This window comes from Streptomyces sp. NPDC059957 (assembly GCF_042730015.1).
In the GTDB taxonomy this organism is placed as follows: domain Bacteria; phylum Actinomycetota; class Actinomycetes; order Streptomycetales; family Streptomycetaceae; genus Streptomyces.
The window spans coordinates 19,942-33,564 of sequence record NZ_JBHWMB010000031.1; the positions used below are offsets into that span (position 1 = coordinate 19,942).

Below are 13,623 nucleotides of genomic sequence, written 5' to 3' on the forward strand. Positions count from 1 at the left end.
TTCGCGAGGTCGTCATACTTGCTGTATGGCTACAAAGAAGATCACGATCACCGTGCCTGAGGAACTCCTGGAGTCCATCCGCTCCCGGGTGGACGCGCGCGGGGTGTCGGCGTACATCACGGAAGCGGCGGCCGGCAGGGACGCGGTGGACAAGCTGGGTGAGCTGTCGGCCGGCCTTCAGGAGGAGTACGGCGCCCTGACCGACGAGGAACTCCGTGCCACGGACGAGTGGCTCGCCGAGATCGACGCCAAGCACGATGCGCTGAGAGCCGGAGCCGAGGTGACCCACGACTCAGGACAGGCTGCGGCATGACGCCGCGGTCGAAGCCCGCGCCCGTTCATCGCCCGCGGCTGTTCGTTTTCGACTCCGAGGCGCTGTCCAAAGCGGTGCGCGGGGATCGGGCCATCGTCGGTCTGGTCAACAAGGCCTGGGATCGCAAGGTGCCGGTCGTCACCTCGGGGCTCACGACGCTGGAGGCATGGGATCCACGGCCGGGCAAGGCGCCCCGACTCTGGGACTGGTCCCTGTCCCGCATCGAAGTCGTCCACGCGGATGACCCGGTCGTCGGCCTCGCTCGTGCACTCCTCACGGAGGCGGGGCTGCACGGCCACAAGTACGCCGTCGACGCCGTCCTTGCTGCCGTCGCTGTCGCGAAGTCGAGGCGAGGCGCACAGGTGACGGTGTTCACCTCGGACGTGGACGACCTGGGGCGGCTCCTGTCGGGGCACCCTGTCGTGGTCGAGGCGGTATAGCCCCCTGGGTTGCCCTACGCCGCCAGGTCAAGGTCCCGCTCCCTACGCGTCGCGATCCGGCCGCGCAGGCCCAGGATCGCCACCGCGGCGAGCAGGCCGGCAACCAGGGCCCCCCACCACAGGACCGCCGGGCCGACCCCGGTGTAGAGGGCGACGCCCAGGGTGAGGGCGGAGAAGCGGGCCAGGCCCCAGGTCCAGCTGAAGGCACCCTGGTAGCGGCCCCGGGCGTCGGCCGGAGCCAGGTCGGCGACCAGCGAGGCCGCGATGCCGGCCACGGCCACCTCGCCGAGCGACCAGACGACCACCGAGACCACGTACCCCGTGACGGAGTCCGCGAGCCCGGTCAGCGCCACCCCGGCGGCGATCAGCGCACTGCCCGCCGCCTGCACGGGGAGCTGCGGCAGCCCCGACAGCCTGGCCGTCACGAACGGCTGCAGGGCCACGACGAGCACGGCGTTGACCGCGGCCAGGGCCCCGTACACGGCCGGCGAGAGCCCGCTGTCGCGGACGGCCAGCGGCAGCGCCACCTCGGTCAGCGAGTACACGAACAGCTGGATCCCGAGCAGCGGGAGCAGCAGGAGCAGCAGCCGGTCGCGCAGGACCACCCCGTAGCCCAGGCCCGAGGCCTTGGCCGGAGCGGTGCGGGCCGGCTCGCGCAGCCGGGTCGCGACCACGGTGGCGTAGACGAGCGCGGAACCGGCGTCGACGGCGAAGAGGAGCCAGTAACCGTGCGCGGCGAGGAAGCCGCCGAGGACGCCGGCGACGGCCGTGCCGATGTTGACGCCCCAGTTGAACAGGGCGTACGCCCGCTGCCGCCAGCCGGAGTCCACCGCGTCGGCCAGCAGGGCGAACGCGGCGGGCGGGACGGTGGCTCCGGCGGTGCTGAGCAGCAGTGCGGAGGCGGCCAGCGTCCAGAGCCCCGGGGCCAGGAACAGCGCGCCCTGGGCGACGGCGGAGCCGATGAGGCCGATCAGCATGGTCGGACGGCGGCCGATCCGGTCGGCCAGCAGCCCGCCGACGGCCGGGCCGAGCAGGTGGCCGGCGCCGAGCGCGCCGAGGACGAAGGAGATGTCGGATCCGGTGATGCCGCGGTCGGCGAGGAGGAAGACGAGGAACGGGGTGACGAGGTAGCCGATACGGTTGACGATCGAACCGGCGAACAGGGTCCAGACGAGGGGCGGGAGTCCGCGGAAGGAGGAGGGCATGGAACGAGCCTGCGCCGGGGCCACCGGATGCCCTATTGATTAAGCTGGGACCGAATCCACCGGGAGCCGGTGGGTGATGGGGCAGGGCTACGGGGGCAGCGCCATGGAATACGAACTGAACTTCTCGGCGGCCGAACTGGCGCAGACCCGCTTCGCGGTGTCTCCCATGTGGGAGGTCGTCACCAGCTTCCGGCTGCTGTACGCCGAGTCCGATCCGCCGCTGCACCGCCGCTGGGCCGAGCAGGTGAGGCCCCGGCTGCGGAGCGCGGGCCTGGACCGGGGCTGGCTCGCCGCCCTGATCCCGGGCGGCGGCTACCTCGCGGACTTCCTCAACCCGACCCCGGCCGGCCCCTACCCGGACCTGGCCGCCGAGCTGGCCGCCATCCGCGCCGGCGACCCGGAGAACGTGCGCTCCGACCTGACCGCGATCGCCACGAAGTACCGTCCGGCCGGCCGTCGGCCGGACCGCCCGGCGCCGCGCCTGAGGCTGCTCCACGAGGACCCCGAGGCCGTGCTGGAGAAGGTCACCGACGAGATCCAGACCTACTGGGAACTCGCGCTCGCGCCCTACTGGCCCCGGATCCGCCAGCTCCTGGACGCCGACGTGTTCCACCGGGCCCGGCAGGTCGCCGAGCACGGCACCGCCCATGTCCTGGGCGAACTCCACGAAACCGTCAGGTGGGACGCCGGAACCCTGCGCATGGTCCGCCGCCACTGCGCGCTGACCCGCGAACAGACCGGCTCCGGACTGCTGCTGGTTCCCTCCGCCTTCGCCTGGCCCCGGGTCCTGACCCGCTCGGTGGCCCCCGATCCGCTCCAACTGGCCTACCCGGCACGGGGGATCGGCACCCTCTGGGAGCCCCGCGCGACCAAGGCCACCGACGCGGTGGCCGCCGTACTGGGCCGCTCCCGCACCATGCTGCTCACCGAACTCGACACCCCGGCCTCCACCACCCAACTGGCCCGGCACAGCGGCCTGTCCGCCGCCGCGGTCTCCCAGCACCTCACGGCCCTGCGCGACGCGGGCCTGGTCACCGGCCACCGCGCCGGCCGCTCGGTCCTGTACGCCCGAACGGCCATCGCGGACGCACTGCTCACCCCGGTGGGGTGACGGGCGGGCCGCCCGGCGGGATCACCGGAACGTCTCGTAGGTCATGAACGCGGCGAGGGCCAGCATCGCGAACGTGCACAGGCAGGCGGCGGTGTACCTCACCACCACCGGGACGAGGGAACCCGGGACCTGAAGACCCCGGCGGCGAGGGCGGCCAGGCCGAGGAAGACCGGTATCCCGATGACGGCCACGTTGACGGCGACGAACGCTCCGCGGGTGACGCCGGCCCAGATCGTGTAGCCGAGGTAGGCGAGCACGATCGCGGCGGTCCGGCCGTGGGCCCTCCAGGTGATCCGGATCGGCTCCCCGCCGGGTAGGGACCCGGTGGTGGCCAGGGCGCTGCCGGCCGGGTCCCGGTCCTCGGGAAGGGTGCGGTTGAGGGCGGCGGCGAAGGCCGCGGTGGCGGTCGGATTGCCGCCGCTCACCCGGTGGGTGGCGCCGTCGGTCAGTACGATCTCGACGAGCAACTCATCCCCCGCGCGGGCCGTTTGGACGGCCGCGAGGGGGATGAGCGTGTACTGCGGGCCCTGCTGGATCCGCAGGTGGCCGGCAGGGTGGCCGACGTGCCGCGGCGGCCGCCGCGCCCGATCAGGACATGGGGAGAGGACATGGCCCCGTGATCCCCGGCGCGCCCGCATGGCCGTAAGGGTGCGGGGCGGCTCAGTCGCCGACGGCCGCGGGCCGGCTCAGTCGAACCAGCGGTCCCGGGCCAGCTCCGCCGTGCGCGACGGATCCTCCAGGAGGGCCGCCACCTCGAAGCGGCGCGGCCACTGGCCCGCCGCCCAGGCGAGGGCCGCCGCCACGCCCTCCAGGGTGGAGGCGTGCAGGGTGCCGTCCGCAGTGCGGCGCCAGTCGAGCTCGATGCCGCCCGCCAGGAGTTCCTCGTGCTCCCAGTAGCTCTTGGGGGTGGCCGGGCCCAGGAGCTGGTGCACCGGCTCGGGGACCTGGTGCTCCTCGCCCTCGGTGGTGACCTCGGCCGGCACCGTCTCCGAGAGGCTCCGGACCTGGAACAGCTCCGCCAGGTCGGCGGCCCGGGACGGGGCCACGGGCAGCAGCGGGAGCCCGGCCGTCAGGGGGAGCAGGTCGGGGGCGTCCGCGATCAGCGCCTCGGCCGCGTCCACCACGACCACCTCGCCGTCCACGACCGCGCGCAGCTCGTCGGGCAGGGTGACCTGCTCGGGGTCCAGCTCGGCCAGCGCCCCGTACAGGCCGTGCAGTTGGCGTCCGCCGACCTCCCGGTCGGGGTCGGCGAGGCGGCCCAGCAGCTCGGCGGCTCCGCCCGGCTCCTCCAGCAGGGCGGACACGGTGGTGCGTACGCCCAGGGCCCGCAGGACCTGCTCGTCCTCGAAGCCGGTGGCGTCCGCCGGGGTGTAGAGGCCCGCCAGCAGCGGGTCGCCGCCCGCCGAGCGCAGGCCGGCCGGGCGGCGGCCGTCCAGGACCGGGTGGTCGCGCAGCCACCACGCGGTGTACGAGCGCACGGAGCGGGTGGTGCCGTCCGGGAGCAGGACCCGCACCGGCTGGGTCAGGGCGTCGCGCAGCGGGGGCTGGGCCAGCATGGCCAGGGCCTGGGGCCAGCAGTCGTCGTCGACCAGGTCGAGGTCGCGTACGGCGACCAGCTCGGTGGCGACCGGCGGCACCGGGGTGTCGGGGAGCTGGTCCAGGAGGTCCTCGCACCAGACGTCGACGGCGTCGAGCAGGCCGGCATCGTCGGGCTCCGCGAAGTCCCCGTCGCGGGGCTCCAGTTCGTCGGGGTCCAGGACCACGTCGGTGGCGCGGACCAGCTGGAAGGTGGCGAGGACGCCCACGGCGGTGAGGGTCCGTTCGTCCCAGCGTTCCACCAACTCGGCGTCCACGTAAGGGATTTCGTCCTCGCGGACCACGGAGGCCAGCGGGGAGCCGGGCAGCAGCAGCTCGCCGGCCGGGGTCGGCTCGCCGTCCTCGTCGGGCAGGGCGAGCGCCCCCAGCCACGGCTCGTCACCGGGGGAGAGTTCGGCGTCGCGGACCAGGCCGAGGACGATGTCGGCCAGTTCCTCCGGGTCGAGGGCGTCCTCGTCCCAGATCTCCCCGGAGTCCAGGGAGGCCGCGACGGCCGCCCGCACCTGCGGGGTGGTCAGGACGGCGCGCGGGCTCGCCGGGAGCGCGCCGAGCTTCTCCAGCAGCGGGTGCACCGCGTCGGGGTGGGCCACCTTCAGGCCGAGCCGGGCCAGGCTCTGCGGGCTGCCCGAACGCGGGCTGTCCGACCGCAGGGCGTCCGCGCCGGGCAGCAGCAGGTGCCGGGGCCCGATCGCGGTGCGGCCGTCGGCCAGCGGCACGGGGAGGCCGGAGAGCCGGTCCGGGTCGACCCCGGCGAGGCTGTCGTAGAGGCGGTACCACCATTCCGGGGTCCGCTCGATGCCCGCGATCCGCTCGATGGCCTCGCCCAGCGGCAGCCGGCCGACGCCCAGGGTGCGCAGTTCGGGGCGGCGCTCCAGCCCGGCCGGGAGCAGGGTCGGCAGCACCTCCGCGAGGACCCGTACGGTGTCGGCGCCCGCGCCCTCCACCACCTCGGCCTCGAAGGGGCGCAGCGCGGCCCGCTCCAGCGGTTCCCCCTCGGCTGGGGGCTCGGGCGGGGCGGCGGGCGCGAGGAAGGCCGTACGGGGCAGGCGTGCGATGACGGCGGCGCGCAGGGCCCCGTCGAGCTCGCCCTTGCCGAGCGGGCCCGGTACGAGGTCCACGAGCGCGGTGCTCACCGGGTCCCAGGAGCCGAGCAGTTCGGCGTACGCGTCGGCCGCGCGCTCCACGAGGTAGTCGGTCAGCGGCCCCGGCGCGGGGTGCCGGCGGGTGGTGTCCAGCGGCAGGGTCGCGATGAGCAGCGCGGGGATGCCGAGCGGTTCGTCGGTCGGGGTCGGCGCGTGGACCACGGCGGCGGTCGCGGGGCGGACCGGGGCGCCTTCGGCGTCGACGGGCACGGACCAGGACACCGCCCAGACGGGCCGCAGCCGCTCCTCGACGGGCCGGTCGGCGAGCAGCGCCTTCTCGATGGGGCCGGAGTGGCGGACGGTGCGCCATCGCCTGCGGCCGGACGCGGTGTCCGAGGCGGAGTCGGCGATGACGGTGTACGGGCCTTCGACGCGGCGGGTCAGGGTCCGGACGCCCCCGGTGGGGGTGTCCACGACGACCTCGGCGAGTCCGGGCAGCGTCAGCAGCAGGGCGTCGTCCACGGCGGCGAGCAGCCGTCCGGCCAGTTCCTCGGCGGCGGCGTCGCGCAGCGGGAGGACCACGACGGTGTCGTAGCCCTCGGGCGCGGTGCCCTCGGCGGGCAGCGGGAGGCGCAGCAGCGGGACGTGGCCGTCGCGGCGGCGCAGTTCCTCGCCGAGCCCGGAGCTGCCGACGGAGGCTCCGCGGGCCAGTTCCCGCGCCTCGGCGAGGGACCAGCGGACTCCGCCGTGGCGGCCGAGGACGGCGGGCTCGTCGGAGACGGCGAGGACGGCGGCGAAGCCGACGCCGAAGCGGCCGACGCTCCCGGAGGAATCGTCGCGCTTGGCGGAGGCGCGCAGCGTGGACAGCGATTCCACGCCGGTGGCGTCGAGCGGGGAGCCGGTGTTGGAGACGGCGAGCAGCGCGTGCCCGTCGGGCTGGTCGGTGCCGGCGTGCAGGGTGAGCCGCAGCCGGCCGGGGACCCCGGCGCGGGCGGCCGCGTCGGCGGCGTTCTGCGCGAGCTCGACGACGAGCCGGTCGCGGTAGCCGCCGAGCGCCAGGTCCTCCTCGGCGTTGGCGTCCTCGCGGAACCGGGCCGGGCCGGCGCCCCAGGCGTCGAGCACCCCGCGTCGCAGCCGGGCCGTGCCGAAGGGGTCCACGCCGTCCTGGGCCGCCGTCACTCGCACGCTCACGCTGCTGCCTCCAAGCTGTACTGCGCTGTTCTGCGCCGTACGGCATCCGCGGAAGGCGGACGCCGAGGTCCTGAAGGTATCGCGTGCGTCGAGCGGCTCCGCAAACGAACCGGCTTCAGGCAGACTTCATGAGTCGGTATCGCACAGCTATTTGTGAGGATTGCGCATGATCACGCTCACCAAGGAAGACGGCCCCGCGGACCTGGGCGGCGTAACCCACCTGTCCATCGGGGTCTCGTGGGACCCCACTGTGGGCAGCAGCGGCGGCCTGTTGGGCAAGCTCAAGCGGAAGGTCGGGACGGACCTTGACCTGATCGCCATCGCCATGCAGGGCGCGGACCCCGTCCGCCTCGCGGGTCTCGACTCCCTGGACCCCATGGGCAACGGCTCGCTGCTCCACAGCGGGGACAACCAGACCGGCCACGGCGACGGCGACGACGAGACGGTGACCGTCGAGTTCGCCCGGGTACCGGGCAACGTCACGTCCATCGTCTTCGTCGCCGCCGCGTACAAGAAGGGCAGTTCCTTCCAGAGCGCCCGCAACATCAGCTTCAAGGTGTACGACGGCACGGGCGGCAGCACCCAGCAGGTCGCCGACATCTGGCCGAGCCTGCTCGGGAGCGACAACGGCTGCGCCGTGGCCAAGGCGGTCCGGGACGGGGCCGGCTGGAAGCTGCACGTCATCAACCAGACCGGGAAGATCAAGCCGGGCGACGAGCAGGCCCTCATGCGTTTCGCCGTGGCCAAGTAGTCGCCACGTAGCCGCCAAGGACCGCCACTGGGAGGCCGCGGGGAGAAGGGCGGGGCTACGCCTTGCCGACGAGGTGGGCGAACACCACCACGTTGGCGTCCCAGTGGCGGTCCTTGGTGAGGTTGCCGCCGCAGGTGATGAGGCGGAGCTCGGCCTTGCCGTGGGTGTCCCCGTAGACCTTGTCGGTCGGGAACCGGTCCTTCTTGAACGTGTCGATCTCGTCCACGGCGAAGACGGCGGTGGAGCCGTCGTCGCGGTGGACCTCGATCTTCTCGTCCTTCTTCAGCTTCTTGAGGTTGTAGAAGACGGCCTCGGCGGTCTGGGGCGTGTCCATGTGCCCGACGATGGCGGCCGCGCCCTTCTCCCCGGGGGTCGGGCCCTCCTTGTACCAGGCCGCGTCCATGGGCTTGGCGAAGTCGGGCTCCTTCATGGCGCCCTGGGCGTCGAGTCCGACGGTGTCGAGCGGGGCGTCGACCTTGATGTCCGGGATCACGATGCGGTCCGGGACGGAGGGGTTCAGCACCGAGGCGGCCTTGGCGTCGGCCGGGTTGTTCTTGACCGCGCCGCCGGAGGCGTCACCGCCGGAGGAGCAGGAAGAGATCAGGAAGACGGTGAGCGCCGAGGCGCCCGCCAGGGCGGCCACGCGCAGTGCGCGGCCGCTCCGGCGGGGGGCGCGTTCAGGGGTGGACTGCTCAGCCATGGTTCGCGGCGTCCGAGGGGACCCAGCCGAGCGGGGCCTGGCCGGTGTTCACGGAACCCTTGGGGGTCTTGTGGTGGCTCGGGTCGACCGGGGTCGGCTTCGGCTTCGGGTTGACCGGGCCGGTGGCGTCGGTGGAGAACTTGACGGTGTCGAACTTCTTGCCGCCCGCGTAGGCCTCGACGCCGTAGTAGCCGGACTTGACGTCCTTGGCGACGACCGCGGTGCCGGTCCAGACGCCCTTGCCGTTGCTCTTCAGGTTGACCTGGCCGCCGAAGGCGTCGGACTTGACGAACGCGCTCTTCTCGTTCGCCGCCGTCTTGATGGTGACCTGGATCTTGTCGCCCGGCTTGCCGTTGTCCTTGGACAGGCTGACGGAGGACTCGGTCGGCTTCGGGGCGTCGGCCTTGACCGTGAGCTGCGCGGTGGCCTGGAGCTTCTTGCCGTCGGGGCCCGTACCGGTGAGGGAGATGCCGTAGTTGCCGGCGGGGACCTCGGCGACGGTGGCCGTGGCGCCGCGGCCGTCCGTCATCTTGACGTCCTTCAGGGCCTTGGAGGAGATGGACAGGTTCGTCGAACCGTCCGGGACCTCCATCGACATCTGGACGGAGTCGCCGGCCTTGGCCGAGGAGGCCGAGAGCTTCAGGGCCACCGGGGCGGAGACCGTGCCGGTGGAGGGGCTGCTCGACGCCGTCGGGGTGGAGTCGGCGGCGAACGCGACGGCGGGGGCTGCCAGGGCCATCGACGAGGCGAGGGCGATCGCCGAGAAGGTAAGTGCCTTGCGCATGGGGTTCCTCCTGAACGGGCCGGGGTTCGTTCCCGGCACACCAGACATGAGGGACATCCTGGGGTGGTTGGTTGCAGCTCCCGGAGGCGCCGGGAGGGGCCCCTGCCGAAGGTCCCGGGGCAGGAAACCGCAGGCCGCGGAGGTCGCGGCGATCTTCCGTTTGCGGGCTCTTTGCCCCGATTTTTGGGACCAAGGTCCCGGAGGTCCGGGCCGTGCGGCGGACTTCGTCCTTCAGGGGTCGTTCAGGACCGCCTCAGAACCGACTCAGAACCGACGCAGAACCGACTCGGAGCCGACCCGGGACGCCGGCGGGCGGGGTGCGGACATGGCGGAGCCCCCGGTGACGAGGTGTCACCGGGGGCTCCGGAGCGTGTCGGACGGGCTCGGACGGGCTCGGACCGTACGGGTCAGAGGGCTTCGATCACGAAGTCCACGCACGCGGTGAGCGCCTGCACGTCCGCCGGGTCGATCGCCGGGAACATGGCGATACGGAGCTGGTTGCGGCCGAGCTTGCGGTAGGGCTCGGTGTCCACGATGCCGTTGGCGCGCAGCACCTTGGCGACCGCCGCCGCGTCGATGTCGTCCGAGAAGTCGATCGTGCCGATGACGGCCGATCGCTTGGCGGAGTCCGCGACGAAGGGGCTGGCGTACTTCGACGCCTCGGCCCAGCCGTACAGGTGGGCCGCGCTGGCCGACGTACGGCCGGTCGTGAACTCCAGACCGCCCTGGCTGTTCATCCACTCCAGCTGCTGGTCCAGCAGGAAGAGGGTGGAGAGCGCCGGGGTGTTGTACGTCTGGTTCTTCAGCGAGTTGTCGATCGCCGTCGGCAGCGAGAAGAACTCCGGGATGTGCCGGCCCGAGGCGTGCACGCGGGCCGCGCGCTCCAGGGCCGCCGGGGAGAACGCCGCCAGCCACAGGCCGCCGTCGGAGGCGAAGGACTTCTGCGGGGCGAAGTAGTAGACGTCGGTCTCGGTGATGTCCACCGGCAGACCGCCGGCGCCCGAGGTCGCGTCCACCAGGACGAGGGAACCCTCGTCGGCGCCCGCGACGCGCTTGATCGGCGCCGCGACACCCGTCGAGGTCTCGTTGTGGGTGTACGCGTACACGTCCACGCCCGCCTCGGCCACCGGGTCCGGGTGGGTGCCCGGGTCGGAGGAGATCACCGACGGGGCGTCCAGCCACGGCGCGGACTTCGCGGCGCCGGCGAACTTGGAGGAGAACTCACCGAAGGTGAGGTGCTGCGACTTCCGCTCGATGAGACCGGCGGTCGCGATGTCCCAGAAGGCGGTGGAGCCGCCGTTGCCCAGGATCACCTCGTAGCCCTCGGGGAGGGAGAAGAGGTCCCGGAGTCCCTGGCGAACCGATCCGACCAGGTTCTTGACCGGAGCCTGGCGGTGGGAGGTTCCGAGCAGGGAGGTACCGGTGGCGGCGAGGGCGTCCAGCGCCTCGGTCCGCACCTTGGAGGGGCCCGCGCCGAAGCGTCCGTCGGCGGGCTTGATGTCAGCGGGAATCTGGATCTCGGCCACAAGCGGAGCGTATCCGGTCCGGGTCCACCCCTTGGAGCCGCGTCCACCCGATGAGATGACGTTGACGGGCGTGAGCCGGTGGGGGACGGGCGCGAGTCGGTGGGAGACGGGAGCGAGCCGGTGGGAGGCTGTCCGCCGTGACCTCACCCGGTGAACTCGAACGGACCTTGCGGAAGAACCTGCGCGGCGAGGTCGACTTCGGCGCCGCAGCCCGCGCCCTGACCACGATGGACGCCTCGAACTACCGCCGCGTCCCGATCGGCGTCGTCAGCGCGCGCGACGCCGAGGACGTGGCCGCCGCGCTCGCGGTGTGCGCCGCGGCCGGGGTCCCCGTCGTCCCGCGCGGCGGCGGCACCTCCATCGCGGGCCAGGCCACGGGCGTCGGCATCGTCCTCGACCTCAACCGGCACATGAACGCCCTCGTCTCCCTGGACCCGGCCGCCCGCACCGCAGTCGTCCAGCCCGGCCTGGTCCTCGACCGGCTGCGGGACGCGGCCCGCCCGCACGGGCTGACCTTCGGACCGGACCCCTCCACGCACTCCCGCTGCACGCTGGGCGGGATGATCGGCAACAACGCCTGCGGGGCCCACTCGGTGGCCTGGGGGACCACCGCCGACAACGTCGCCGAGCTGGCGGTGACGGCGTACGGCGGCGCCTCCTACCGGCTCGGCACCGGCTGGGAGGGCGCGCCCGGCGGACTGCGCGAGCTGGTCTCCGGAAACCTCGCCGTCCTGCGCACCGGCATGGCGGGCGGCCCGGCCGACGGCTTCTCGCGCCGGATCTCCGGCTACGGCGACCTGGACGCGCTGCTCCCCGAGCGGGGTGTGGAAGTGGCCCGGGCGTTCTGCGGGACCGAGGGAACGCTCGGGGTGGTGACCGAGGCACTGGTACGGCTCGTGGAACTGCCGGCCGCCCCGGCGCTGGCCGTCCTCGGGTACGCCGACGAGAGCGCGGCGGCGCAGGCCGCGGCGGGGCTGCTCGGGTACGGGCCGCTGACCGTGGAGGGGATGGCCGCCGACCTGGTCGGCCCGGCCGCCTCCGGGCTCCCGCGGGGCGGGGCCTGGCTGTTCGCGGAGATGCCCGACGAGGGCGCCGCCCGGGCCCTGCTGCGGGCCTCCGACGCCGTGGACGGCCTGCTGCTCACCGACCCGGCGGCGCAGCGGGCCCTGTGGCGGATCCGCGAGGACGCGGCGGGCACGGCCACCCGCATGCCCGACGGGACGATGGCCTGGCCGGGGTGGGAGGACTGCGCGGTACCGCCCGCCCGGCTCGGCGCCTACCTGCGGGAATTCCGGGCCCTGCTGGCGGAGCACGGGCTGCGCGGATCCCCGTACGGCCACTTCGGCGAGGGCTGCGTCCACGTACGGATCGACTTCGACCTCGTGACACCGCCGGGCGTGGCCCGCTTCCGGGCCTTCTCCTCGGACCTCGCCGACCTGGTGGTCGCGCACGGGGGCTCCCTGTCCGGGGAGCACGGGGACGGACAGGCACGGGCGGAGCTGCTGCCGCGGATGTACGGGCCGGCGGTGATCGGCCTCTTCGAGTCGTACAAGCGGCTCTGGGACCCGGCGGGCGGCATGAACCCCGGGATCCTGGTCCGCCCGGCCCGCCTCGACGAGAACCTCCGCTTCGCGGTGCTGCCGCCCTCCCGGTTCGCGGGGGAGGTCGCGCGGTGCGTCGGCGTCGCGAAATGCCGGTCGACGGAGGTCGGGGGGCCGGGGGTGATGTGCCCGTCGTACCGGGCCACGGGGGAGGAACGCCACTCCACGCGGGGGCGGGCCCGGCTGCTGCACGAGATGCTGGCCGGGGAGATCGTCCGGGATGGCTGGCGTTCGGCGGAGGTGGCCGAGGCGCTGGACCTCTGCCTCGGCTGCAAGGGCTGTCGCAGCGACTGCCCGGTGGGGGTCGACATGGCCTCCTACAAGGCGGAGTTCCTCCACCACCACTGGGCCGGCCGGCTGCGCCCGCTCTCCCACTACCTCCTGGGCGGCCTGCCCACCCTGCTCCGCCTGCTCGCCACCCTCCGCCTGACCGGCCCCCTGAACCTCCTGTCCCGCTTCCTCCGCGTCCCCGGGCTGGAGCGGTCCCGGCCCCTTCCCCCGCTGGCCCGGACCCCGTTCACCCGCGGCTGGCGCGCGGCGCGGGCTGCGCCCGTGCACGGGGGTTCGGGGGTGCCCGCGAGGGGAGCCGTTGTGACGGTGTGGCCCGATACGTTCACGGAGTACCTCGCGCCCGAGGCCGGCCACGCCGCCGTGCGGGTGCTGCGGGCCGCCGGCCTGGAGACCGCGCTGCCGACGGGGCGCGTCTGCTGCGGGCTGACCTACATCTCCACGGGCCGCCTGGACGCCGCCCGCAGGGTCCTGCGCCGCACCCTGGACGCCGTAGGCGACCCGCCAGGGCCCGTCACCGTCCTCGAACCGAGCTGCGCGGCAGCGCTCCGCACCGATCTGCCCGCCCTGCTCCCGGAGGACCCCCGCGCACCCCGTCTCGCAGCGGCCGTCCGAACCTTCGCCGAGACCCTGGAGGAGTACGCCCCGCACTGGCAGCCGCCCCGCCTCGACCGGCCGGTCGCCGGCCAGACCCACTGCCACCAGCACGCCGTTCTCGGCGACGCCCCCGACCGCAGGCTGCGCGAGCGCGCCGGGCTGACGGGCGGGCTCAGTGGCGGCTGCTGCGGGCTCGCGGGCAACTTCGGCTTCGAGCCCGGCCACCACGAGGTCTCCGTGGCCTGCGCCGAGGAGCAGCTCCTGCCGTCGCTGCGGGCGGCCGCTCCGGGTACGGAGGTGCTGGCGGACGGGTTCTCCTGCCGGACCCAGATCGCGCAGCTGGCCGGCGGCCGGGCCCGCCACCTGGCGGAGGTCCTGGCGGAGGGCTTGCCGGAACCGGACGTACACAAGATGTAAGGCAAAACACGGAAGCACGCT

At 73.7% G+C, this 13,623-nt stretch carries 11 protein-coding genes; 5 read left to right on the forward strand and 6 right to left on the reverse strand.

The window, feature by feature from the left end; translation table 11 throughout:
• The first annotated feature begins 25 nt into the window (after window positions 1-25).
• Both ACFWBW_RS21495 and ACFWBW_RS21500 read left to right on the forward strand, forming a co-directional pair.
• Window positions 26-313 (forward strand): hypothetical protein, encoded by a 288-nt coding sequence (locus tag ACFWBW_RS21495; RefSeq protein WP_385374750.1) that lies wholly within the window; start codon window positions 26-28, stop codon window positions 311-313.
• Window positions 310-753 (forward strand): hypothetical protein, encoded by a 444-nt coding sequence (locus ACFWBW_RS21500; RefSeq protein WP_385374752.1) that lies wholly within the window; start codon window positions 310-312, stop codon window positions 751-753. Before ACFWBW_RS21495 ends, ACFWBW_RS21500 begins: the two co-directional genes overlap by 4 nt.
• Before the next feature lie 14 nt (window positions 754-767).
• On the opposite strand, the gene ACFWBW_RS21505 is transcribed toward ACFWBW_RS21500, so the two are convergent.
• Entirely contained in the window at window positions 768-1,958 is a 1,191-nt protein-coding gene (locus ACFWBW_RS21505) for an MFS transporter (RefSeq protein ID WP_385374754.1), read from the reverse strand.
• A 103-nt stretch (window positions 1,959-2,061) separates the two neighbouring features.
• Between ACFWBW_RS21505 and ACFWBW_RS21510 the strand changes: the two genes are divergently transcribed.
• On the forward strand, window positions 2,062-3,069 hold the full coding sequence (locus ACFWBW_RS21510) for a DUF5937 family protein (RefSeq protein ID WP_385374756.1): 1,008 nt from the start codon (window positions 2,062-2,064) through the stop codon (window positions 3,067-3,069).
• A 98-nt stretch (window positions 3,070-3,167) separates the two neighbouring features.
• On the opposite strand, the gene ACFWBW_RS21515 is transcribed toward ACFWBW_RS21510, so the two are convergent.
• Together ACFWBW_RS21515 and ACFWBW_RS21520 are read right to left on the reverse strand one after the other, a co-directional pair.
• Window positions 3,168-3,536, reverse strand: coding sequence for a hypothetical protein (locus ACFWBW_RS21515; RefSeq protein ID WP_385374758.1), 369 nt, complete (start codon window positions 3,534-3,536; stop codon window positions 3,168-3,170).
• A 219-nt stretch (window positions 3,537-3,755) separates the two neighbouring features.
• Window positions 3,756-6,938, reverse strand: a complete 3,183-nt coding sequence (locus tag ACFWBW_RS21520; protein WP_385374760.1) for a sacsin N-terminal ATP-binding-like domain-containing protein — start codon at window positions 6,936-6,938, stop codon at window positions 3,756-3,758.
• Between the two features lie 166 nt (window positions 6,939-7,104).
• Here ACFWBW_RS21520 and ACFWBW_RS21525 point away from each other — a divergent pair, with 166 nt between their 5' ends.
• On the forward strand, window positions 7,105-7,689 hold the full coding sequence (locus ACFWBW_RS21525) for a TerD family protein (RefSeq protein ID WP_385374762.1): 585 nt from the start codon (window positions 7,105-7,107) through the stop codon (window positions 7,687-7,689).
• 55 nt (window positions 7,690-7,744) lie between these two features.
• Here ACFWBW_RS21525 and ACFWBW_RS21530 read toward each other — a convergent pair whose 3' ends face one another.
• From ACFWBW_RS21530 to serC, 3 genes are all read right to left on the reverse strand, one after another.
• Window positions 7,745-8,389, reverse strand: a complete 645-nt coding sequence (locus ACFWBW_RS21530) for a class F sortase (protein ID WP_385374764.1) — start codon at window positions 8,387-8,389, stop codon at window positions 7,745-7,747.
• Complete coding sequence (locus ACFWBW_RS21535; RefSeq protein WP_385374766.1) at window positions 8,382-9,173, reverse strand: hypothetical protein; 792 nt, start codon at window positions 9,171-9,173, stop codon at window positions 8,382-8,384. Before ACFWBW_RS21535 ends, ACFWBW_RS21530 begins: the two co-directional genes overlap by 8 nt.
• Before the next feature lie 407 nt (window positions 9,174-9,580).
• The gene (gene serC / locus ACFWBW_RS21540; RefSeq protein ID WP_385374768.1) at window positions 9,581-10,699 is read right to left on the reverse strand and encodes a phosphoserine transaminase; all 1,119 of its coding nucleotides are present in this window, start codon (window positions 10,697-10,699) and stop codon (window positions 9,581-9,583) included.
• Window positions 10,700-10,836: 137 nt separating this feature from the next.
• Between serC and ACFWBW_RS21545 the strand changes: the two genes are divergently transcribed.
• A complete protein-coding gene (locus tag ACFWBW_RS21545) occupies window positions 10,837-13,602 on the forward strand; it encodes an FAD-binding and (Fe-S)-binding domain-containing protein (protein ID WP_385374770.1) in 2,766 nt (921 codons plus the stop codon).
• Window positions 13,603-13,623: the final 21 nt, after the last annotated feature.

Bases quoted from the DNA above. Each gene is read 5' to 3' on its own strand.
- ACFWBW_RS21495 (WP_385374750.1), top strand. From the start codon at position 26: ATGGCTACAAAGAAGATCACGATCACCGTGCCTGAGGAACTCCTGGAG.
- ACFWBW_RS21500 (WP_385374752.1), top strand. From the start codon at position 310: ATGACGCCGCGGTCGAAGCCCGCGCCCGTTCATCGCCCGCGGCTGTTC.
- ACFWBW_RS21505 (WP_385374754.1), bottom strand. From the start codon at position 1,958: ATGCCCTCCTCCTTCCGCGGACTCCCGCCCCTCGTCTGGACCCTGTTC.
- ACFWBW_RS21510 (WP_385374756.1), top strand. From the start codon at position 2,062: ATGGAATACGAACTGAACTTCTCGGCGGCCGAACTGGCGCAGACCCGC.
- ACFWBW_RS21525 (WP_385374762.1), top strand. From the start codon at position 7,105: ATGATCACGCTCACCAAGGAAGACGGCCCCGCGGACCTGGGCGGCGTA.
- ACFWBW_RS21530 (WP_385374764.1), bottom strand. From the start codon at position 8,389: ATGGCTGAGCAGTCCACCCCTGAACGCGCCCCCCGCCGGAGCGGCCGC.
- ACFWBW_RS21535 (WP_385374766.1), bottom strand. From the start codon at position 9,173: ATGCGCAAGGCACTTACCTTCTCGGCGATCGCCCTCGCCTCGTCGATG.